A 21,460-nucleotide genomic window follows, 5' to 3' on the forward strand; every position below is an offset into this window, starting at 1 on the left:
GAAGCGACAAGACGGAGGCGATCGATGAACGCACCGAACACCGCGATGGCGCCCGCGACCCGGACCGGGGCGGAGACGGTGGCCCTGCCCGCCGCCTTCGCGCCCCGCGCCGAGGGGCCGCGCATCTACAACCTGTTCCCGCTCCTTGTCGGCACGGTCTCGGCATGGACGGCGGAGCTGCCACGCATCGCCGGTCTCGGCTTTGATTGGGTCTATCTCAACCCGTTCCACCAGACCGGCGGCTCGCGCAGCCTCTACGCCGTGGCCGATCTCGACGCGCTGGATGAGCGGTTCCGCGACCCCGACGGCACGCCCGATGACGAGCAGATTACCCGCTTCTGCCGGGCGGCCGAGTCGCACGGCATCTCGGTGATGAGCGACCTCGTCATCAACCACACCGCCGACAACGCCCGCCTGTTCCACGAGCGGCCCGACCTGTTCGTGCGCGACGCCGAGGGCAAGCCGGTGAGCCCGGCGGCGATCGATCCGGACGATCCGTCGAAGCGCACGGTCTGGGGAGACCTGATCGAGCTCGATTACCATTCCGAGCATGCGAGGGGCGAGCTGACCCGCATCTTCGACGGCTACATCGCCCGGCTGCAACGCCTCGGCGTACGTGGCTTCCGCTGCGATGCGGCCTACAAGGTGCCGCCGGATGTCTGGCGCGCCCTAATCGAGGCCGCCAAGCAGCGTGAGCCGGACACGCTGTTCGCCGCCGAAACCCTCGGCTGCACCTTCGAGGAGGCGCAGGCGACGGCCGGTGCGGGCTTCGACTATCTGTTCAACTCCTTCGCGTGGTGGAATCTCAAAGCACCCTGGGCCCTGGAGCAGTACGAGCGGCTGCGGGTGGTCGCCCCCTCCATCGCCTTCCCCGAGAACCACGACATGAGCCGGCTCGCCGCTGACATCCCCGGCGGTGCCGAAGCAATCGCCTGGCGGCTCAAGACGCGCTACGCGCTGGCGGCCTTCTTCTCGGCCGGCGTGCTGATGCCGATCGGCTACGAGTGGGGCTATCGCCGCGCACTGCACGTCGTCGAGACCGATCCTGGCTCGCGCGAGCACGAGACCGGCATCGACATCTCGGGCTTCGTGGCGGCAATTAACGCCTTGAAGGCCGAGATCCCGGCAGCTAATGTCGAGGGCGCGCAGATGCGCCTCTCGGCACCCGACGCGCCCTTCACCGCCCTGTTCCGCACCGATACGGGGCATCCGGCCTCAGCGCATTCGGCGACGCTGGTCCTGTCCAATCCGGGTGAGGCACCGGCCCCGATCGATGCCGGCCGCCTCATCGAGCGGACTGGCGGCCAGCTCGGCACCTTCATTGACCGCACACCGGAAGCCGAACCCATCGCCTTTCATCCGGGTGCCAGCATCGATCTGCAGCCGGGCGAGATCCGCATCCTCGTGGCAGAGCGCGCCAAGGTCGCCGCCCCGCCACCTCCGACGACACCGGAAGGCAAAGGCCGCGTCGTCATCGAGGCGGTGACGCCGGAGATCGACGGCGGCCGCTCGGCGGTGAAGCGCATTGTCGGCGAGCAGGTGCGCGTCGAGGCCGACATCTTCTCCGACGGCCACGAGATCATCAACGCGGCGATCCTCTCCCGCGTCGTCGGTGAGGAGACGTGGCGGCGCGACCCGATGGTGTTCGTCGACAACGATCGCTGGGCCGGCCACTTCCCGCTGGAGAGGAACGCCCGCTACGAGTTCACCATCGAGGCGTGGCGCGACGGCTTCTCCTCATGGGTGCGCGATACCCTGAAGAAGCGCGATGCAGGCGTGGATGTGCGTCTGGAAACGATCGAGGGCGTCGAGCTGATCCAGATCGCCGAGGATCTGGCGAGCGGTGCCGACAAGCAGCGGCTCGACGCGCTGATCCGTTCGCTCGCCGCTGAGCCCGAGGGCTCGCCCGTGATCCTCGAAAAGATCCTGGCTCCTGAATCGACGGCGCTCATCCGGCGCAACGCCGAGCGGGTGAATCTCTCGCGCTATCCGGTGAACATCCCGGTCATCGCCGACCGCCTCGCCGCCCGCTTCTCGGCTTGGTACGAGATCTTCCCGCGCTCGCAATCTGGCGACCCGAACCGCCACGGCACCTTCGCGGATGTGATCCGGCGCCTGCCCGAGATCCGCGAACTCGGCTTCGACGTGCTCTACTTCACGCCGATCCACCCGATCGGGAAGACCAACCGCAAGGGCAAGAACAACACGCTCAAGGCGCAGCCCGGTGATGTCGGCTCGGTCTATGCGGTTGGCTCGGAGGAAGGCGGCCACGAGGCCGTGCATCCCGAGCTCGGCACACTGGAAGATTTCCGCCAGCTCGTTGCCGCAAGCCACGCTCACGGCATGGAAGTCGCGATCGATTTCGCGATTCAGTGCTCGCCCGACCATCCGTGGATCAAGAACCACCCGGAATGGTTCGAATGGCGCCCCGACGGCACGCTGAAATTCGCTGAGAATCCGCCCAAGAAGTACGAGGACATCTCCAACGTCCACTTCTACGGCGGGGCGCTGCCGTCGCTCTGGATCGAGCTGCGCGACATCGTCCTCGGCTGGTGCGCGCATGGCGCCCGCATCTTCCGGGTCGACAACCCGCACACCAAGCCGATCCCGTTCTGGGAATGGATGCTGCGTGAGGTGAACGCCCAGTACCCCGACGCCATCTTCCTGGCGGAGGCCTTCACCCGGCCGAAGATGATGAAGAAGCTGGCCAAAGCCGGCTACCAGCAGAGCTATACTTACTTTACGTGGCGTAACACGAAGGCGGAGCTGACCGAGTACGCCCTGGAACTGGCCGGCGAGATGGGCGAGTACTACCGCCCGAACTTCTTTGCCAACACGCCCGATATTAACCCCTACTATCTTCAGACCAGTGGACGGCCGGGTTTCATCGTGCGCGCGACGCTCGCGGCCACGCTGTCCTCGATCTACGGCATCTACAACGGCTTCGAACTGTGCGAGGCCGCGCCGTATCCGGGCAAGGAAGAGTACCTCGATTCGGAAAAATACGAGCTGAAGGCGTGGGATTATCACCGCCCCGGCAATATCCGCGAGCACATCATCAAGCTCAATCAGGCGCGCCGGGACAACCCGGCTCTATGGGACTTCCGGAACATCCACTTCACGGGCGCCTGGAACGACAACATCATCGCCTACGCGAAGGTGACGCCGGAGCGCGACAATTGCGTGTTCGTGATGGTCAACCTCGATCCGAAGAACCGCCAGGAATGCACCTACGAGGTGCCCCTACATCTGCTCGGCCTGCCCGACGACGGGGCGGTCGAGGTCGAGGATCTGCTCGCGGGCTACAAGTTCGAGCTCTACGGCAAGAACCACCGGATCGCCCTCGACCCCGCCGACCGCTCGGCGATCGTCTGGCGTCTGCGGCCCCGGCGGGGCTGACACGCGCGCCCGCGCCGAGCCGGCCTCCACTTTCGGCGCGGGGCGCTCTAGTTCCGGCGGAATACGGCGCTCACCGTCGTCTTCTTGCCAAGAAGCGGGCCGAGGAGGCTCGCAGCCCGGTGCCACACGGCCCGGTTCCGCTCTCGAAAGTGACGTGAGGCAGCGACGGGATGATCGATCGCAGCGATCCGCAGTGGTACCGTGACGCCATCATCTACCAGATCCACGTCAAGTCGTTCTTCGACTCGTCGAACGATGGGATCGGGGACTTCGAGGGCCTGACGCAGAAGCTCGACTATGTCCGCGACCTCGGGGTCACGGCAATCTGGCTGATGCCCTTCTATCCCTCGCCGCTGCGCGACGACGGCTACGACATCGCCGACTACCGCGACATCAACCCGTCTTACGGGACGATGGAGGATTTCAGGGCCTTCGTGGCGGCGGCGCACGAGCGAGGCCTGCGCGTCATCACCGAGCTGGTCATCAACCACACCTCGGACCAGCACCCCTGGTTCCAGCGCGCCCGCGAGGCGCCTCCCGGTTCTCCCGAGCGGAACTTCTACGTCTGGTCGGACACCGACGAGCCGTACAGCGACACGCGTATCATCTTCCTCGACACGGAAGTCTCGAACTGGACCTGGGACCCGGTCGCCAAGCAGTATTTCTGGCACCGCTTCTACTCGCACCAGCCCGACCTGAACTTCGACAATCCGGCCGTGTTGGAAGCCGTGATCGAGGTGATGCGCTACTGGCTCGACATGGGCGTCGATGGCCTGCGGCTCGACGCGATCCCGTACCTGATCGAGCGCGACGGAACGAACTGCGAGAACCTCGCGGAGACGCACGACGTCATCAAGAAGATTCGCGCGGCGCTCGACGAGAGCTACCCCGACCGAATGCTGCTGGCCGAGGCCAATCAGTGGCCGGAGGAGACGGCGCAGTATTTCGGAGAGGGCGACGAATGCCACATGGCATTCCACTTCCCCCTGATGCCGCGGATGTACATGGCGATCGCCCGCGAGGACCGGCACCCGATCACCGACATCATGCGCCAGACCCCGGAGATCCCGGAGGGCTGCCAGTGGGCCATCTTCCTGCGCAACCACGACGAGCTGACGCTCGAAATGGTGACGGCCGAAGAGCGTGACTACCTCTGGTCGTTCTACGCCGCCGAGCGGCGCGCCCGCATCAATCTCGGCATCCGCCGCCGCCTCGCGCCGCTGCTGGAGAACGATCGGCGCAAGATCGAGTTGATGAAGTCCCTCGTCCTGTCGATGCCCGGCACGCCGGTGCTCTATTACGGCGACGAGATCGGCATGGGCGACAACATCTATCTCGGCGACCGCGATGGCGTGCGCACGCCGATGCAGTGGTCGCCGGACCGCAACGGCGGCTTCTCGCGGGCCAACCCGCAGAAGCTGTTCCTGCCCTCGATCCAGGACCCGATCTACGGCTACGACGCGATCAACGTCGAGGCGCAGATCCAGGCGCAGACCTCGCTCCTGAACTGGACGCGGCGCATGATCGCGATCCGCAACAACTCGGTCGCGCTCGGGCGCGGCGCGATCCAGTTCCTCTATCCGGCGAACCGCAAGGTGCTTGCCTGGATTCGCGAACACGAGAACGAGCGCATCCTCTGCGTCGCCAACCTGTCGCGGGCTCCGCAGGCGGTGCAGCTCGACCTGTCCGATCTGCGCGGAGCGATTCCGATCGAGCTGACCGGCGGCACCGCCTTCCCGGCGATTGGCGAGCTGCCCTACCTGCTGACGCTGCCGGCCTACGGCTTCTACTGGTTCTCGCTCTCGGTCGCGAAAACCGGCGAGATCGGCCCGCAGCCGCAGAGCCCCGAACTGTTCACGCTGGTGCTCACCGGCGGTATCGAAACCCTGATCAAGGGCCGCGAGCGCACCGCCTTCGAGCGCACCGTGGCGCCGCCCTTCATCGGCTCGCGCCGCTGGTTCGGCGCCAAGGGCTCGCGCATCAAGTCGGTTCAGGTCGATGACAGCGCGATCGTCAAGGACGCTGCCGGCGAGGGCAAGTTCCTGCTGCCGCGTGTGGCGGTGACGCTCGCCAACGGCGAACGCCAGGACTATTTCGTGCCGCTCGCGGTCGAGGAAGGCCGTGAGGACGAGGCGCTGCTGGACCACGCGGTCGCCCGCGTGCGCCGCGGCCCGCGCACCGGCCTGCTCTACGAGGCCGCCGCCGCGGCCCCCTTCACGGTCGCCCTGATCGAGGCGATGCGCGACGGCGTGACGATCCCGTCCGAGCGCGGCAGCATCGTCTTCTCGACGACCTCGGCCTACGATCCGGAGGTACCGTTCGAGGCCGCCGACGTGCGCCGCCTCTCGGCCGAGCAGAGCAACACCTCGATCGCCATCGGCGCGCGGATGATGCTCAAGCTCCTGCGCCGCCTCCAGCCCGGCACACATCCGGAAATCGAGATCGGGCGCTTCCTCACGGAGCAGGCGCATTTCGCCAATACGCCCGCGCTGCTCGGCGTCGTCGAGCACGTCGCCGAGGACGGGACCCGCACGGCGCTGGCGCTCCTTCAGAAGTTCGTCCTCAACCAGGGCGATGCCTGGACGCTGATGCTGGAGGGCCTGCGGCGCGACTTCGAGACGGTGGTGCTCGTCCCTGAGAGTGAGGCGCCGTCGCCGGAAGACGCCTTCAACGCGCATCTGCGCTGGGCGGTTCTGCTCGGCCAGCGCACGGCGGAGCTGCATCGGGCCTTCGCGATCGAGACCGACGACCCGGCCTTCGCGGTCGAACCCTTCGAGGCGGACGATCTCGCCATGCTGGCGAAGGATGCCCGCCATCAGGCGGCCCGCGCCTTCAAGGGCCTCGACGCGATCACGGCTTGGTCTCCGGGTTCGGCCAGCGAGGCGCTGGCCGCACGCCGCGGCGAGGTCGAGACGCTCATCGACGAGCTGGCCGCCGGTCCGCTGCGCGGTGCCACCAAGACCCGCATCCACGGCGACTATCACCTCGGCCAGGTGCTCGCCTCCGAGGGCGATCTCATCATCGTCGATTTCGAGGGCGAGCCGTCGCGCCCTGTGGAGCAGCGCCGGGCTAAGTCGACGCCGCTGCGCGACGTGGCCGGCATGCTGCGCTCCTTCGCCTACGGCGCCGAGACTGTGGTGCGCGAGATCACCGCCCGCTTCGGCGACAGCGAAGAGCGGGCTCGCAACGCGGCGATCGCGTGGCGCGGCATGATCGATGCAGCGTTCCTCGACGGCTACGGACAGGCCGTGGCCGGCAGCCGGGCGGCGGTGGAAGATGCGGAGACGCATCGCGGCTTGCTGCGCCTAAGCCTGCTGACCAAGGCGCTTTACGAGGTCGACTACGAGGTCAACAACCGCCCCGACTGGATCGAAATCCCGGCACGGGGTGTTCTCAACATACTGGATGAGGCCAAGCGCGACCGCGCTTCGGTCTGACGATCACGCCCTCGCGCCGGGCTCGATCCCCGCGCCGGCCCGAGGGCGAATCCCTGGAAGAGGTGACTGGATGACGGCTCTGGACGAGAAGGCCGCGGCTCGAAACGAGGGGCAGGCGGCCGCCAACGTCCCGAACAGGTCAGGTTCGACCGAGGCGCCCCGCGCGCCCCGGCCGGCGGATTCGTTGGGCGGAGATGGGGGAGCGCCGCGCGTCGGCCGTCCCGCGTCACAGCCCCGCGACGGCCATCTCCATCCCGATGCGGTCGCCGCCATCATGGCGGCCGACCACGGGGATGCCTTCGGTGTGCTCGGTCCGCATCAGGTCGGACCCGGCACCTGGGAAGTCCGTGCGATCCTGCCCGAGGCGAAGTCGGCTCGGCTCGTGACCGGCGGCCAGAGTATCCCGTTCGAACGCGTCCACCCGGATGGATTCTACGTCGCCAGCGTGAAGAGCGAGGGCCGTCCGCTCTATGAAATCGAGGTCGAGGCCTGGGATGGCACCAGCGCCCGCCGCCACGATCCCTACGGCTTCGGCCCCTCGCTGGAACAGAGCGAGATTGACGGCCTTCGTCAGATCGGCAGCAACCTCGTCTACCGCGTGCTCGGCGCTCACGCGGGTGAACTCGACGGCATTTCCGGCTTCCGCTTTGCGGTCTGGGCCCCGAATGCCCGCCGGGTCAGCGTGGTCGGCGACTTCAACGATTGGGACGGCCGGCGCCACCCCATGCGGCTGTGGCTGAACGGCGGCGTGTGGGAGCTGTTCGTGCCAGGTCTCAAGGCCGGCCAGAACTACAAATTCGAGATCCGCGGCCCCGACGGGGCGTTGCAGCCCCTCAAGGCCGACCCGGTCGCCTTCCGCGCCCAGCACCCGCCGCAGACGGCCTCCGTGCTGCAGGGCCTCAACGAGCCGCAATGGCACGACAGCGCCTGGATGGACTCACGCGGCGAGAAGGACCCGCGCCACGCCGCGATGTCGGTCTACGAGGTCCATCTCGGCTCCTGGGCGCGGGTTCCCGGCGAGGGCAACCGCTACCTGACCTACAAGGAGCTGTCCGACCGGCTGATCCCTTACGTCAAGGAGCTCGGCTTCACCCACATCGAGCTTCTGCCGATCACCGAGTACCCGTTCGACGGCTCCTGGGGCTATCAGCCGGTCTCCCTGTTCGCGCCGACCAGCCGCTTCGGAACACCCGACGACTTCGTCGCCTTCGTCAACGCCGCCCACGCGGCCGGCATCGGTATCCTTCTCGATTGGGTGCCCGGCCACTTCCCCCTCGACGCCCACGGCCTCGGCCTGTTCGATGGCACGCATCTCTACGAGCACGCCGACCCGCGCCAGGGCTTCCACCAGGATTGGGGCACCTACATCTACAATTTCGGCCGCACGGAAGTGTCGGCCTTCCTCACGGCCAATGCCCGGTTCTGGCTGGAGCACTACCATCTCGACGGCCTGCGCGTGGATGCGGTGGCCTCGATGCTCTACCTCGACTACTCGCGGCGCGCGGGCGAGTGGATCCCGAATCAGTACGGTGGCAACGAGAATCTCGACGCCATCAACTTCATGCGCAAGACCAACGAGGCGACCTACAGCCACGCCCCGGGCACGATCACGGTGGCCGAGGAATCGACCTCATGGCCGGGCGTCTCGCACCCGACCTACACCGGCGGCCTCGGCTTCGGCTTCAAGTGGAACATGGGGTGGATGCACGACACCCTGAAATACATGTCGGAGGATCCGATCCACCGGCGCTACCACCACCACAACCTGACCTTCGGCCTGCTCTACGCCTTCTCCGAAAACTTCGTGTTGCCGCTCTCACACGACGAGGTGGTGCACGGGAAGGGCTCGCTGCTCGGCAAGATGCCGGGCGACCGCTGGCAGAAATTCGCGAATCTGCGCGCCTATTTCGGCTTCATGTGGGGCCATCCCGGCAAGAAGCTGCTCTTCATGGGCGGCGAGTTCGGCCAGGAGCGCGAGTGGAACCACAACCAGTCGCTCGACTGGCACCTGCTCGACGATCCGCTGCACGCAGGCGTCAAGGATCTGATCCGCGACCTGAACCACGTTTACACCTCGACACCGGCGCTCTACGCCCGTGACGTCGAGCCTGGCGGATTCCAATGGCTTGTGGCGGACGATTCCGACAACTCGGTCATCGCCTGGGCCCGCAAGGGCAAGGCGGACGGGGAAGTCGCCATCGTCGTCTCCAACTTCACGCCGGTGCCGCGTGAGGGCTACCGTGTCGGCGTGCCGGCGGCGGGCTATTACCGCGAGGCGATCAACTCCGACGCCGAGCGCTACGGCGGCTCGAATGTCGGCAATATGGGCGGCGTGCAGAGCCAGCCCGAGCAGAGCCACGGCCAGCCGCACTCGCTGAGCCTGACCCTGCCGCCGCTCTCGACCCTGATCCTGATCCGCGAGGGTTGACCGTGGGGTCGGGGCGGCTCAGCCGCCCCGCGGACCGAACAGGATGACCGCCATCCCGGCGAGGCAGATCGCCCCGCCGGCGATGTCCCAGCGGTCGGGCCGATGCCCCTCGATCCCCCAGAGCCAAAGGATCGAGGCGACGATGTAGACGCCGCCATAGGCGGCGTAGGTACGCCCGGCGGCGTCGCTCTCCACCAAGGTGAGAAGCCACGCAAACAGGGCCAGGGAGGCCATTCCCGGCGCGATCCACCAGGCAGACCGCTCCAGCCGCAGCCAAGCCCAGAAGGCGAAGCACCCGGCAATCTCGGCCAGCGCGGCTCCCGAATAGGCGAGAAGGGTTCTACTCATCGGCAACGCTTGGCCCGGTTCAGGGCTGGCGCCAAGTCATGTGGGGCGATCGAAGAGGTAGGATGCTGGGACCGAGTCCCGGCTAAGCATCATCCTCCGGCGCGAACACCTCGCCCTTCTCCGCCAGCCGCACGTTGGCGCGGTCGGCTGGTAGATCCCGCAGGTCGCGGTAATCCCTGAGCAGCCGGTGGAGATCGGCGCGCGCCGGATCTGTGGGTTCGGGGGCTCCGGGATCGAAGCCGTCCACCGCCCTCTCGACCCGCTGGTCCAAAACGGCTCGATTCTGCGGGTCGAGTCCCTCAATGCGCGCGAGAAGGTCGGCAACGGCCGCGCGCTTCGTCTCCAGTTCCGTCATCCGCCGCCCTCCTCATTACGCGCGAGAACAGCGCTCGAGTCCGGCCTCGGTTCCGAAGCGACGCACCCGCGGACCCCGAACCGACGACGCGGGTTGGACCGGCATGACCCTTCACATCACCGAGGAAGCGCCTTCCCCAATTGTGGTGCGCCGGCGGCCCACTCGGCTCTGGCGTCCGCGGCGGGTGCTGGTGACGCCAGCCGCGCTCGACCATGCCCATGGCCGGCAGATCGTCGCGCGGGCGGAAGACCTTGGGCTGCCGGTCGAGCGGCTGAAGAGCAACCGGCTGACCGGCCTGCGCGACGAGAACCCGCGCCGCGCCTACACACAGGCCAAGTCGACGCTCGCCGTCGTCACCGCGCCGCCAACGAAGTTGAAGCTCCAGCCGATCCCACCGAGCGCCGACTGGCGCTTCGACCTTGCCGAGGGCTGCCCGGCGCATTGCCAGTATTGCTATCTCGCCGGCTCGCTCTCGGGGCCACCGGTGACGCGGGTTTACGCCAATCTCGATGCCATCCTCGGCAATCTCGAGAACTATTTGGGCCAGGGCGGTGTCACCAGCGCCTCGCAGACGCGAGCGGCTGAGGGCACGACGTTCGAGGCCTCCTGCTACACCGATCCGCTCGGAATCGAGCACCTTACCGGATCGCTCTCGGCGGCGATCCGGTATTTCGGTGCCTGGGAAGCGCCGGTGCAACTGCGCTTCACCACGAAATTCGCCGCGCTCGAGCCGCTCCTCGGCTTGCCGCATCGCGGGCGGACCCGCGTCCGCTTTTCGGTCAATGCCGCGGCGGCTGCGCATTACGAGGGCGGCACCGCGCCGCTCGCCGACCGACTCGCCGCCATGGGCGCGCTCGCCGGCGCCGGTTATCCGATCGGCCTGACCATCGCGCCGATTCTGCCGGTCGAAGATTGGCGGGAAGCCTACGACGCACTTTTGCGTGATGCTGCCGAGGCATTGGCAGACGTGAGGGAGCCCGACCTGACGGTCGAACTCATCACCCACCGCTTCACGCCGGGCTCGAAGACGGTGTTGGAGGGCTGGTACCCCGGCTCTGACTTGCCCATGCGCGAGGCTGAGCGGACGCGTAAGCTCACCAAGTTCGGCTCGGTGAAGTACGTGTTCCCCGGCGACTTGATGAAGACGATGCGGGCGCATCTCACGGAACGGATCGCGGTTCGCCTGCCGACCGCGCGCATCCTGTACTGGACCTAACGTCCCTCGGTCGCCTTTGCCTGACGGGCTTGTCCCGTCGGGCAGATGTCGAGCAGCACGCAGCGTCCGCAGGCGGGCGAGCGGTGGAAGCACACCTGCTGCCCATGCAGCATCAGCACTTCGTGATTGTCGTAGAGCGCCTGCGCCGACCAATCATCGGGCAGCTGCGCCCGCAACACGGCGTGGCTCGGCCCGACATCGACCTTCGGGCCAATCAGTCCGGTGCGCTGAGCGACGCGGTGATGGTGGCTGTCCACCGGCAGGGCCGGCATCCGCAAGGTCGAGAACGACAGCACCGCGGCACTCGTCTTCGGCCCAATGCCGGGAATGGCTTCGAGCCATCCGCGCGCCTCATCGACGCTCAGGGTCTCCAGGAAATCGAGAGACAGCTTACCCGCCCGCGCCCGTACGGCGCTCAGCACCGCCTTGATGCGCGGCGCCTTCAGTTCCGGCCAGGTGACGCCGCGGATCGTCTCCTCAATCTCTGCTACCTCGGCCTCCTCGACTGCATTCCAATCGGGCCAGCGCGCCCGCAAAGCTTTGAAGGCACGCCCGGAATCGGCATTGCGCGTCCGGTGCGACAGCAGCGAGGAGATCAGCTCCGACAGCGGATCAAGGCTGTGGAAGTACGGGATTGGGCACCCATAGACGCCGCAGAGACGGCGATGGACCTCCAGCGCCTTGTCCTTGAGGGGCTCGGAGGACGTGGCCGGCGCTTCGAGGCGTCGACGACGCGGGGCGGTCGAAAGGGCGGGATCGGAAAACAGCGGCATGAAAGCCGAATCCGCGAGGGGATTCGGCAGTTCCGGACCCGCGACAACACTACTTGGCGAGCGCGTATATGTTGATGTCGAGCTTGTCGTCCCCACCCTCGCCGAGATCGGTCACGTATTCTTCGAGAAAGCGGTCCTGGACCGGGATCTCCTTCGCATCGAGATAGGCGGTCAGCGTCTCGTAGGTGCCGTCGATCTCCTCGTAGGTGCCGCTGTGCCGATAGCGCAGGGCCTTCCCGCTCGGGCTTGAGCCGAACTTCACCTCGCTGCCGTCCGGGCTTTGCGTCGGAACGGCCTCGATCGGGATCATCGCCTCGAACTGAAAGCCATCATCCTCGGTCTTGGTGAAGAGGGCGATCGGCCGGCCTGCCGGCTTTGAGTTCAGCTTGGTCAGCGTCTCGCCGATGGTCTTGAAGGCCTTACGCAGGTTCGCCCGCGCATCGTCCCACTTGGTCGATCCGGTGAGGATCGCCACGGGCTTGGCCGGCAGCGTCACCTCATCGACGTCGTTCGGTTCGCCCGGCGTCGTGACCAGCGTCGGCAGCGTCGAGGGCGGCGGCGTGACCGTCTGCGCCGCGCCGGATTGCGCCGGGCGGGGGATCGGCACCTGCTGAGGCGTCGGCGACGCCGGATCGGGGCCGGATTTGGAGGTATCCGGCACGGTCGTGGTCGGCAGCGGATTTGTCTCGGCGGGGGAGGGGGCGGTGCTGGGCGGCGGTGCGTTCTGGGCGAGCGCCGCCGAGGTCAGGGCGGGGACGAGAGCGAGGACGCCCGCGAGGGTGGCGAGACGGGTCAAGGCGGTGAGGCTCCAAGTGGCCGATGCCGACAGGGTAGGGCCGAAACGCGCTCCGCGCGAGACCGTTGCGGCGCGACGATGCGGGCCATACCTCCCGACTCGCAGGCGGGCGGCTTTTGGCCTATACGCCGCGCCATCCCCCAGATCGCCCAGACAAGGTCGTCAGAGGTCCGATGAGCCCTCTCGCAGATCGCCGCTTCCTGAAGATGCACGGCGCCGGAAACGCCATCGTCGTGCTCGACCTGCGCGGCACCCCGGTGCGCGTCACCCCGGCCGAGGCGCGGGCGATCGCTGCCGACGCGCATTCGCGGTTCGATCAGCTCATGGTCATCCACGATCCCGTCACGCCCGGCACCGATGCCTTCATGCGCATCTACAACACCGACGGCTCGGAATCGGGTGCCTGCGGCAACGGCACCCGCTGCGTCGGCTACGCGCTGCTCGACGATCCGGCCATGGCGCGGCCGGCCGAGAACGGTGCTCTGACGCTGGAAACGAAAGCCGGTTTGGTCGCGGTCAAGCGCGTCACCGAGCGCTCCTTCACCGTCGATATGGGCCAGCCGCGTCTGCGCTGGGACGAAATCCCACTCGCCGAGCCCTTTCCCGATACCCGCCGCATCGAGTTGCAGGTCGGGCCGATCGACGATCCGATCCTGCACTCGCCCGCCGCCGTCAGCATGGGCAACCCGCACGCGATCTTCTTCGTCGAGCGCGATCCCGACGGCTACGATCTCGGCCGCATCGGACCGCTGCTCGAAGCGCACCCGATCTTCCCCGAGCGCGCCAACATCTCCATCGCCCAGGTGAGCGGCCGCGACACGATCAAGCTCCGGGTGTGGGAGCGCGGCGCCGGGCTGACGCTTGCCTGCGGTACCGCCGCCTGCGCCACGGTGGTGGCGGCCGCGCGCCTACGCATGATCGGCCGCGCCGCCCGCGTGGCGTTGCCGGGCGGCGAACTCTCGATCGAGTGGCGCGCCGATGATCACGTGCTGATGACCGGTCCCGTCTTCCTCGAGGGCGAAGGCACCTTCGCGCCCGAACTCTTTGCCGGGCTCGACGTTTGAGCGTCGAGACGCTCACCTTCGGCTGCCGGCTCAACACCGTCGAATCCGAGGTGATGCGCGGCCATGCCGAGGCCGGAGCGGAGGGCCGTGACCTCGTCGTGGTCAACACCTGCGCGGTCACGGCGGAAGCCGGGCGGCAGGCCCGCAAGGCGATCCGCCGCCTCGCCCGCGAGCGGCCGGGCGCCGAGATCGTCGTGACCGGCTGCGGCGCCGAAGTCGAGCGCGCGCACTATGCCGAGATGCCGGAGGTGGCGCGCCTCGTCGGCAACGCGGCGAAGCTGAGGCCGGAGAGCTGGCGCGACGGCGCCGTGCCTCTGCCCGAGGACATCATGGCAGTGCGCCGCGCCGAGCCGACGCGCATCGCTGCGATGAGCGGGCATACCCGTGCCTTCGTGCCGGTGCAGAACGGCTGCGACCATCGCTGCACCTTCTGCGTCATTCCGTTCGGCCGCGGCAATTCTCGCTCGGTCCCCCTCGCCGAAGCGGTGGCGCAGGTGCGCCGGATCGTCGAGCATGGCGGTCGCGAGGTGGTGCTGACCGGCGTCGATCTCACGGCCTACGGCCGCGATCTCGATTCGGATCTGAGTCTGGGGCGCCTCGTCCGCACGATCCTCGCCGAGGTGCCGGATCTTCCCCGCCTGCGCCTCTCCTCGATCGATTCGGTGGAGGCCGATGCCGCCTTGATCGCGGCCTTTGCCGAGGAAGCACGGCTGATGCCGCACGTCCACCTCTCGCTCCAGGCAGGCGACGATCTGATCCTCAAGCGGATGAAGCGGCGCCACACCCGTGCCGACGCGATCCGTCTTTGCCGGACTCTGCGAGCCTTACGTCCCGGTCTCGTCTTCGGCGCCGACCTGATCGCCGGCTTTCCGACAGAGACGGAGGCGCAATTCGTCCGCTCCCTCGATCTCGTGGCGGAATGCGAGCTGACGCATCTCCACGTCTTTCCCTACTCGCCGCGCCCCGGCACGCCGGCTGCGCGGATGCCGGCGGTGGCCGGCGACGTGATTCGCGCGCGGGCCGCGCGGCTGCGGGAGGCGGGGGCGGCGGCGCTCGCCCGCCACCTCGATGCCGAGGTCGGTGCGCGCCACCGGGTTCTGACCGAGCGGGGTGGTACGGGGCGGACGGAGGCGTTCACGCCGGTGCGTTTCACGGAGATCGTCCCGGCGGGAGAGATCCGCGACGTCGTCGTGACAGGGCATGACGGGCAGGCTCTGCTCGCGGCGTGAGAAAGCCCGAGCAATCCCTCTCCCGCTGGGGCAAAAGAGGTTCGGCGGTTACGCCGCCATCCCGCACGCCTCTAGACCCGCCCGCATATGCGCCGGCGCGGGCGCTTCCACAGTGATGGCCTCGCGCTTCGGATAGAGCGGCAGGCTCAAACCCCGCGCATGGAGCTGCAGCCCAGGCCCTTCCCGCGGGGCATCCCCGTAGATCGCGTCGCCGCGGATCGGCCAGCCCATCGCCGCGCAGTGGACCCGGAGCTGGTGCGTGCGCCCGGTCACCGGCTTCAGTTCGAGCCATGCCATCCCCTCAGCCCGCCCGAGCACCCGGTACAGCGTCAACGAGGGCGCCCCGGCCGGGTCGGTCTTCATCCACCAGCTGCGCGGATCGTCCGAGCGCTTGGCGAGCGGCAGGTCGATGCGCCCCTCGGTCTCCTCGGGACCGCCCTCGACAAGGGCCCAGTAGGTCTTGTCCACCTTGCTCTCGGCGAACAGGCGGTTCAAACGCGCAAGCGCCTTGGCGTGGCGGCCGAGCACGAGACAGCCCGACGTGTCGCGGTCGAGCCGGTGGGCGGCCTCGGGCCGGCGCGGCAGGCCGAAGCGGAGGGCATCGAGACGGTCGGTTAGGGTCGGCCCGCCCTTCGGGCCCGGATGCACCGGCAAACCCGCCGGCTTGTCGATGACGAGCATCAGGGCATCGCGGTAGAGCAGGGAAAGACCTATTTCCGGTTCGACGGTGCGATCCGGCACTGAAACACGCGCGTTCATGCCTCACGGGCTAAGATGCCGGATCGTCGCGGGCAAGACTGAAACAGGCAAGTTTCGAGCAAGGAACGGGGATGAGCGACGACGAGAAGCCCGGCTGGTTCGGACGCCTGTTCGGGCGCAAGGGCACGCCCGAGACGAAGCCCGCCGAACCGGTGCCCGCCGAGGACCAGCCGGCCCATGAGGCAGCCCATGAGACGGCTCAGGAGCCGACCGACGCGTCGGTTAGGCCGGATCCGCTGTCGCCGGCTTCCCAGTCGGAGGGATTGCCGGACTTCGCCACCGCGGCGGACGACGTTTCCCACGTGCCGCCGCCGGCCAGCGAGCCGGCGCCCGATGATCCCGACAAGAACCGCATCCCGGACGAACTGGAGGGGGCCGACCTCCAGCCGGAGCCGCAGCCGCCGTCGGGAGAGACGCCGCAGCCGGACGAACCCGAGACAGAATCGGTGGCAGAGAACCCGGCGCCCGTGGCCGCGCCGGCGGAGAAGCGGAACTGGTGGTCGCGCCTGACCGGCGATGAGGCGGCCGAGGCTACTCCGGCGGCCCAGCTGCCCACCGAAGTTCAAGTGCCCACCGAAGTTCAAGTGCCCGCCGAGTCCCAAGCGCCTGCCGAGGCCGACATCCAGCCCGTCGATTCCGCCGCGGCACTGGCCAGCGATGCGATCTCCGGCGCCGTCGAGGGCACGGAGAAGCGGGGCTGGTGGTCGCGGCTCACCGCCGGAATGCGCCGCACCTCGTCCGCCCTGTCGGACCGGGTCACGGGCCTGTTCACCAAGCGCAAGCTCGATGCGACCACCCTGGAGGATCTGGAGGACGCGCTGATCCAGGCCGATTTCGGCGTGGAGACGGCGATGCGCATGTCGGAGGCGGTCGGCAAGGGCCGTTACGAGAAGGGCATCTCGCCGGACGAGGTGCGCGCCATCCTCGCCACAGAGATCGAACGGTCGCTTGAGCCGGTGGCCAAGCCGATCGAGATCGATTCGGCCAAGAAGCCCTACGTGATCCTGACGGTCGGCGTGAACGGCGCCGGCAAGACGACGACGATCGGCAAGCTCTCGCTGAAGTTCAAGGCGGAAGGGCGCAGTGTCATGCTGGCCGCGGGCGACACGTTCCGCGCCGCGGCGATCGAGCAGCTCCGCGTCTGGGGCGATCGCACCGGGACGCCCGTCATCAGCCGCGAACAAGGGTCCGACGCGGCCGGCCTCGCCTTCGACGCCTTCAAGGAGGCGCGGGAGAACGGCACCGACGTGCTTCTGATCGACACCGCCGGCCGCCTGCAGAACAAGGCCGGGCTCATGGCCGAGCTGGAAAAGATCGTCCGCGTCATCCGCAAGCTCGATCCGGACGCGCCCCACGCCACCCTGCTGGTGCTCGACGCGACTGTCGGCCAGAACGCGCTGAGTCAGGTCGAGCTGTTCTCGCAGGCGGCCCCCGTCTCGGGGCTCGTGATGACGAAGCTCGACGGAACCGCTCGAGGCGGTATTCTGGTCGCACTCGCCGCGAAGTTCGGCCTGCCCGTGCATTTCATCGGGGTCGGCGAGGGTGTGGAGGATCTGGAGCCGTTCGCCGCGCGGGATTTCGCTCGAGCGATCACCGGTCTTCCCAAGGAGTAACCGATTGCCTGCTGCCCCCTCGGAGCCGTGTGAGAACCTCAGCATGAAGGTCGAGAGCGTTCCGCCGCGCCGGCATCTGCCGCCGCTCCTCAAGCTGGCGTTGGAGGTCGGCCCGCTCGCGGTCTTCTTCTTCAGCAACGCCTATGCCGAGCGTTTCGGCGTCACCGCCGACAGCAAGCTGTTCGTGGCGACCGGCGTGTTCATCCTCGCCACGACGATCGCCCTCGGCGTGCATTTCGCGCTGCTGCGGCGGCTGCCGATCATGCCGCTCGTCTCCGGGGTCGTGGTTCTCGTGTTCGGCGGCCTGACGCTGGCACTTCAGGACAAGACCTTCATCATGATGAAGCCGACCATCGTGAATACGTTGTTCGGCCTCGTCCTGCTCGGTGGGCTCGCCTTCAACAAGTCGCTGCTCTCGGTCGTGCTCGACAGCATGTTCGCCTTGACGGACGAGGGCTGGCGCAAGCTCACCTTCCGTTGGGGCCTGTTCTTCCTCGCGCTCGCCGTCCTCAACGAGGTCGTCTGGCGCACGCAGACCGAGGATTTCTGGGTGAGCTTCAAGGTGTTCGGCATCATGCCGATCACTATTGCCTTCGCGCTCGCGCAGACGCCGCTGCTGCTGCGCCACGAGCGCAAGGACGAGGCCGGTGCGAAGATCGGCTGATCGATCTCAACCGATGCGTCGCGGCATCCGGAACGGCAGCATCAGCCGCACCAGCGGGTTGCGGAAGCGCGTGAGCGAGAGGCTCTCGTGCACGGGCTGCACCGCCTCACCGTCGAGCGTCGAGGCCAGCAGCGAGCGGGCGTAGAACGGCGTATCCTCGAAGGTGCGCACGACCTGGGCACGGGCATCCTCGCTGCGGGTGGTGCGCGGCATCCGCCACAGGCCGGTCGGCGGCAGGCTGGCCGCGAGCGGCGGGCGCATCTCGCGGCGGGTGCCGTCGGTGTCGAAGCGCAGCGTCAGGTTCTGGCCGCTGCCGTCGGTCCGGCGCACGTCATAGAGAATGGCCGAGCCACGTTTGAGCGGCGCGCGGCACCACGTCCAGTCCGTGAAGGCATCTTCCAGGGCGCCATCGCCGTCATTGGTGTCGTGGTAGCCGCTGCCACGCCATGAAATCGCGGGCGCGGAGAACGACGCCTCGACCTCGCAATCCGGCGCCATCGGCCACCAGCGGTGCAGGCCGTGCGCGTCGAGGATGAAGGGCTGCGCGGTCAGTGCCCTCGGCCGCACCCGCACGGTGCCGCGCACGGCCTGCGGCAAAGGCGCACCGCGCTCGTCGAGATGGATGGTGAGCACGCTGCCGTCCCAATCGAGCGAGGACGGCCCCAGGCTGAAGCTTGCCGCGTCTCGGGCGAGGGCGGCCGCGTTGCGCTCGGTCATGGCGAAGCGATTCGCCCGCTCGCCGTAGAGCACGACGTTGACGGCGCAGTGGGCGAACGGGTCGCGCTTCGCGTCCCAGGCATAGTAGGGCGAGAACACGCTGCCGATGAAGGCGATGATCGTGAGCCCCTGGCGCCCGTCCTCGCTCACCGCATCGACGTACCACCAGACATAGCCACCCTGCGCGACCGTGCGGTTGAATCGAGGTCCGCGCGCAGTGCCGCCGCCGCGAGCCGGCCCGATTGCGCCGCCATCGGGACCCCCGGCCCCGGATGCACGCTCCCCCCCGCGAGGTAGAGCCCCGGCACCCGGGTCCGCGCCCCCGGCCGCTTGAAGGTCGCCGTCCAGCCGTGTGAGGCCCGGCCGTAGAGTGCGCCCCCCGTCCCCGGAAACAGCCGCGCGAAATCCTCCGGCGTCGTGATCGTCGCCGGTCGCGTCGGCTCGAGGGTCAGTCCGCAGGCCGAGAGCTTGCGAAGGATGTTCGTCTCGCATGCGGCGATCTCCCGAGAAGCAAGTGGGCGTTCCCCGCCATCGGCCGGGGCGTTGACGAGGAGGAGTAGGCGTTCCGGGCCGTCCGGCGCCGATCCGCCATCACCGTCCCGGTCCTGGGCGCAGACGTAGACGGTCGGGTCCGGCGGCAGGCGGCGTCCGCGCAGGATCGCGTCGAACTCCGCCCGGTAATCGGCCGAGAAGAAAACGCTGTGGTGGGCGAGGTCGAAGTCCGTCGCCCGCGCCGTCAGGCAGAAGGTCGCCGCCGAGAGCGAGCGCTCGCGGGCCGGGACGCGGTCCCCGGCGGCGCTCGCGCCGGAGCCGAGCAGGCCTGCGCCCAGCGCAGCAACGTCCACATTGGCGATCACCGCGTCGGCTGCGATGCGCTCGCCATCGGCCAACTCGACCCCGGCGACGCGCCCGTCCTCGACCACGATTCGCGCCACCGGCGAGTCGGTGCGGATCGTGCCGCCCTGCCGCTCGACCAAGTCGGCGACCGCGCCCGCGAGCCGGCTCAGGCCGCCCTCGACGGTCCAGACGCCTGCCTGCTCGACATGGGCGACGAGCATCAACGTGGCCGGCGCCTCGAACGGCGAGGCGCCGCAATAGGTGGCGTAGCGCCCGAAGAGCTGGCACAGGCGCGGATCGCGAAAATACTCGCCGAGTGCCGACCAAAGTGTCGCGAAGGGCTGGATGCGCCAGAGGCTGCCGATCCCCGACAAGCCGACGCGCTGGGCGAGATCGACAGGGCTCGGCCGGTCGGCGCGGATGAACGGGCCTTCCAGTGTCCGGTAGACCTCCGAGGCGCGGGCGCAGAAGCGGCGATAGCCGTCCGCCTCCCGTGCGCCCGCAAAGGTGCCGATGGCGTCGGCAGATGCATCGATATCGGCGAACAGATCGAGCCGTTCGCGCTCGTTCCAGGCGTGACGGGCGAGCAAAGAGGCCGGCTGCAGCCCGATTTCCGCCTCGAGGCTGGTGCCGGCCTCGGCGAAGAGCTCGTCGAACACCCAGCGCATCGTGAAGACGGTCGGGCCTGCCTCGACCGGAACGCCGCCAACGCAGACTGACCGCATCTTGCCGCCGATGGATGGCGCCCGCTCCAGCACCGTCACGTCGAGGCCTTTCGCGGCGAGGCTCGCCGCCGCCGCAAGACCGCCGATCCCGGCGCCGATCACGATGACGCGCTTCTCCATCGAAAGATGCCCGCTTCACCCCACGATCGGCGTTGATCCGATCCGCGATTAGTGTCAATCATAATTGACACATGAGCAAGACAACATGAATTGACCCGGGAGGTCGCTATGGACGTCGGTCGGCGGATCGAGGCGGTGCTTGACGTGGCAGTGTCACACGCGGAGGCGCCGGGCGCTCCGCCGCTTCTCGCCGAGGCGATCCGCTACGCGGTGTTTCCGGGTGGTCACCGAATCCGTCCGCGCCTCTGCCTCGCCGTTGCTCAGGCCTGCGGCGACGACGACCCCACCGCCTCCGACGCCGCAGCGGCGGCCATCGAACTGCTGCACTGCGCCTCCCTCGTCCACGACGACCTGCCCTGCTTCGACGACGCGCCGATGCGCCGACGGAAGCCCTCGGTCCACGCCGCCTTCAGCGTGCCGCTCGCCGTTCTCACCGGCGATGCGCTGATCGTCGCGGCCTTCGAGACGCTGGCGCGGGGGGCGGCCCGCTCGCCCGCCCGGCTCGTCTCCCTGGTCGGCCTCGTGGCCCGCGCCGTCGGCTCCCCATCGGGCATCGTCGCGGGACAGGCCTGGGAATCCGAGCCGCATGTCGATCTCGTCGAGTACCAGCAGGCCAAGACCGGCGCGTTGTTCGCCGCCGCCACCGTCGCAGGGGCGGCGGCGGCGGGCGCGGCACCCTTGCCCTGGCGCCTGCTCGGCGAATGCCTCGGCGAGGCCTACCAAGTCGCCGACGATCTGCGCGACGTGGCCTGCCGCCAGGAGGAGATCGGCAAGCCCGCCGGCCGTGACGCGACCCTCGGGCGCCCGAACGCTGCCGCCCTGCTGGGGATGAGCGGCGCCCTGGAGCGGCTCCGGCGGTTGACACGAGAGGCGATCGAAGTGATCCCGGCCTGTCCGGGTCAGGCCTTGATGCGTGCCGAGATCGAGGCGCAGACGCGACTGTTCCTGCCCGCCTCCCTGCGCGAAGCGGCCTGAGTCTG

At 68.3% G+C, this 21,460-nt stretch carries 16 protein-coding genes; 9 read left to right on the plus strand and 7 right to left on the minus strand.

What is annotated here, in order from left to right; all coding sequences use genetic code 11:
* Positions 1-24: 24 nt before the first annotated feature.
* The 3 genes from MFF24_RS02660 to glgB all read left to right on the plus strand — a co-directional run bounded on the left by MFF24_RS02660 (position 25) and on the right by glgB (position 9,264).
* The gene (locus MFF24_RS02660) at positions 25-3,399 is read left to right on the plus strand and encodes a maltotransferase domain-containing protein (RefSeq protein ID WP_238222189.1); all 3,375 of its coding nucleotides are present in this window, start codon (positions 25-27) and stop codon (positions 3,397-3,399) included.
* 170 nt (positions 3,400-3,569) lie between these two features.
* Positions 3,570-6,836, plus strand: coding sequence for a maltose alpha-D-glucosyltransferase (gene treS, locus MFF24_RS02665; RefSeq protein ID WP_238222192.1), 3,267 nt, complete (start codon positions 3,570-3,572; stop codon positions 6,834-6,836).
* Between the two features lie 70 nt (positions 6,837-6,906).
* Positions 6,907-9,264, plus strand: a complete 2,358-nt coding sequence (gene glgB / locus MFF24_RS02670) for a 1,4-alpha-glucan branching protein GlgB (protein ID WP_166273409.1) — start codon at positions 6,907-6,909, stop codon at positions 9,262-9,264.
* 18 nt (positions 9,265-9,282) lie between these two features.
* Here the strand turns inward: glgB and MFF24_RS02675 are convergent, their stop codons facing one another.
* Together MFF24_RS02675 and MFF24_RS02680 are read right to left on the minus strand one after the other, a co-directional pair.
* A complete protein-coding gene (locus tag MFF24_RS02675; RefSeq protein WP_238222194.1) occupies positions 9,283-9,612 on the minus strand; it encodes a YnfA family protein in 330 nt (109 codons plus the stop codon).
* A gap of 82 nt (positions 9,613-9,694) precedes the next feature.
* Positions 9,695-9,967, minus strand: coding sequence for a hypothetical protein (locus MFF24_RS02680; protein WP_108940610.1), 273 nt, complete (start codon positions 9,965-9,967; stop codon positions 9,695-9,697).
* A gap of 103 nt (positions 9,968-10,070) precedes the next feature.
* On the opposite strand from MFF24_RS02680, the gene MFF24_RS28950 reads away from it, so the two are divergent.
* The gene (locus MFF24_RS28950) at positions 10,071-11,183 is read left to right on the plus strand and encodes an SPL family radical SAM protein (protein WP_308445585.1); all 1,113 of its coding nucleotides are present in this window, start codon (positions 10,071-10,073) and stop codon (positions 11,181-11,183) included.
* Here the strand turns inward: MFF24_RS28950 and MFF24_RS02690 are convergent.
* On the minus strand, positions 11,180-11,956 hold the full coding sequence (locus MFF24_RS02690; protein WP_238222196.1) for an endonuclease III domain-containing protein: 777 nt from the start codon (positions 11,954-11,956) through the stop codon (positions 11,180-11,182). The genes MFF24_RS28950 and MFF24_RS02690 overlap by 4 nt on opposite strands.
* Before the next feature lie 49 nt (positions 11,957-12,005).
* Positions 12,006-12,752: a GyrI-like domain-containing protein gene (locus tag MFF24_RS02695; RefSeq protein WP_238222198.1), complete on the minus strand. Its 747-nt coding sequence runs from the start codon at positions 12,750-12,752 to the stop codon at positions 12,006-12,008.
* 173 nt (positions 12,753-12,925) lie between these two features.
* Between MFF24_RS02695 and dapF the strand changes: the two genes are divergently transcribed.
* Complete coding sequence (dapF, locus tag MFF24_RS02700) at positions 12,926-13,816, plus strand: diaminopimelate epimerase (RefSeq protein ID WP_238222199.1); 891 nt, start codon at positions 12,926-12,928, stop codon at positions 13,814-13,816.
* Entirely contained in the window at positions 13,813-15,045 is a 1,233-nt protein-coding gene (gene mtaB, locus MFF24_RS02705) for a tRNA (N(6)-L-threonylcarbamoyladenosine(37)-C(2))-methylthiotransferase MtaB (RefSeq protein ID WP_238222200.1), read from the plus strand. Before dapF ends, mtaB begins: the two co-directional genes overlap by 4 nt.
* Before the next feature lie 48 nt (positions 15,046-15,093).
* On the opposite strand, the gene MFF24_RS02710 is transcribed toward mtaB, so the two are convergent.
* Positions 15,094-15,804 carry an RluA family pseudouridine synthase gene (locus MFF24_RS02710; RefSeq protein WP_238222201.1) on the minus strand — a complete coding sequence of 237 codons (711 nt, stop codon included), beginning with the start codon at positions 15,802-15,804 and terminating at the stop codon, positions 15,094-15,096.
* 71 nt (positions 15,805-15,875) lie between these two features.
* Between MFF24_RS02710 and ftsY the strand changes: the two genes are divergently transcribed.
* Both ftsY and MFF24_RS02720 read left to right on the plus strand, forming a co-directional pair.
* The gene (gene ftsY, locus MFF24_RS02715) at positions 15,876-17,417 is read left to right on the plus strand and encodes a signal recognition particle-docking protein FtsY (RefSeq protein ID WP_238222202.1); all 1,542 of its coding nucleotides are present in this window, start codon (positions 15,876-15,878) and stop codon (positions 17,415-17,417) included.
* A 43-nt stretch (positions 17,418-17,460) separates the two neighbouring features.
* On the plus strand, positions 17,461-18,081 hold the full coding sequence (locus MFF24_RS02720; protein WP_133088490.1) for a septation protein A: 621 nt from the start codon (positions 17,461-17,463) through the stop codon (positions 18,079-18,081).
* A 6-nt stretch (positions 18,082-18,087) separates the two neighbouring features.
* Here the strand turns inward: MFF24_RS02720 and MFF24_RS02725 are convergent, their stop codons facing one another.
* Positions 18,088-18,948 carry a carotenoid 1,2-hydratase family protein gene (locus MFF24_RS02725; RefSeq protein WP_238222203.1) on the minus strand — a complete coding sequence of 287 codons (861 nt, stop codon included), beginning with the start codon at positions 18,946-18,948 and terminating at the stop codon, positions 18,088-18,090.
* Complete coding sequence (gene crtD / locus MFF24_RS02730) at positions 18,945-20,480, minus strand: 1-hydroxycarotenoid 3,4-desaturase CrtD (RefSeq protein ID WP_238222204.1); 1,536 nt, start codon at positions 20,478-20,480, stop codon at positions 18,945-18,947. Before crtD ends, MFF24_RS02725 begins: the two co-directional genes overlap by 4 nt.
* 108 nt (positions 20,481-20,588) lie before the next feature.
* On the opposite strand from crtD, the gene MFF24_RS02735 reads away from it, so the two are divergent.
* The gene (locus MFF24_RS02735; RefSeq protein WP_238222205.1) at positions 20,589-21,455 is read left to right on the plus strand and encodes a polyprenyl synthetase family protein; all 867 of its coding nucleotides are present in this window, start codon (positions 20,589-20,591) and stop codon (positions 21,453-21,455) included.
* Positions 21,456-21,460: the final 5 nt, after the last annotated feature.

The organism is Methylorubrum aminovorans (assembly GCF_022179725.1).
GTDB classification, from domain to species: domain Bacteria; phylum Pseudomonadota; class Alphaproteobacteria; order Rhizobiales; family Beijerinckiaceae; genus Methylobacterium; species Methylobacterium aminovorans.

Bases quoted from the DNA above. Each gene is read 5' to 3' on its own strand.
- MFF24_RS02660 (WP_238222189.1), top strand. From the start codon at position 25: ATGAACGCACCGAACACCGCGATGGCGCCCGCGACCCGGACCGGGGCG.
- treS (WP_238222192.1), top strand. From the start codon at position 3,570: ATGATCGATCGCAGCGATCCGCAGTGGTACCGTGACGCCATCATCTAC.
- glgB (WP_166273409.1), top strand. From the start codon at position 6,907: ATGACGGCTCTGGACGAGAAGGCCGCGGCTCGAAACGAGGGGCAGGCG.
- MFF24_RS02675 (WP_238222194.1), bottom strand. From the start codon at position 9,612: ATGAGTAGAACCCTTCTCGCCTATTCGGGAGCCGCGCTGGCCGAGATT.
- MFF24_RS02680 (WP_108940610.1), bottom strand. From the start codon at position 9,967: ATGACGGAACTGGAGACGAAGCGCGCGGCCGTTGCCGACCTTCTCGCG.
- MFF24_RS28950 (WP_308445585.1), top strand. From the start codon at position 10,071: ATGACCCTTCACATCACCGAGGAAGCGCCTTCCCCAATTGTGGTGCGC.
- MFF24_RS02690 (WP_238222196.1), bottom strand. From the start codon at position 11,956: ATGCCGCTGTTTTCCGATCCCGCCCTTTCGACCGCCCCGCGTCGTCGA.
- dapF (WP_238222199.1), top strand. From the start codon at position 12,926: ATGAGCCCTCTCGCAGATCGCCGCTTCCTGAAGATGCACGGCGCCGGA.
- MFF24_RS02710 (WP_238222201.1), bottom strand. From the start codon at position 15,804: ATGAACGCGCGTGTTTCAGTGCCGGATCGCACCGTCGAACCGGAAATA.
- ftsY (WP_238222202.1), top strand. From the start codon at position 15,876: ATGAGCGACGACGAGAAGCCCGGCTGGTTCGGACGCCTGTTCGGGCGC.
- MFF24_RS02720 (WP_133088490.1), top strand. From the start codon at position 17,461: ATGAAGGTCGAGAGCGTTCCGCCGCGCCGGCATCTGCCGCCGCTCCTC.
- crtD (WP_238222204.1), bottom strand. From the start codon at position 20,480: ATGGAGAAGCGCGTCATCGTGATCGGCGCCGGGATCGGCGGTCTTGCG.
- MFF24_RS02735 (WP_238222205.1), top strand. From the start codon at position 20,589: ATGGACGTCGGTCGGCGGATCGAGGCGGTGCTTGACGTGGCAGTGTCA.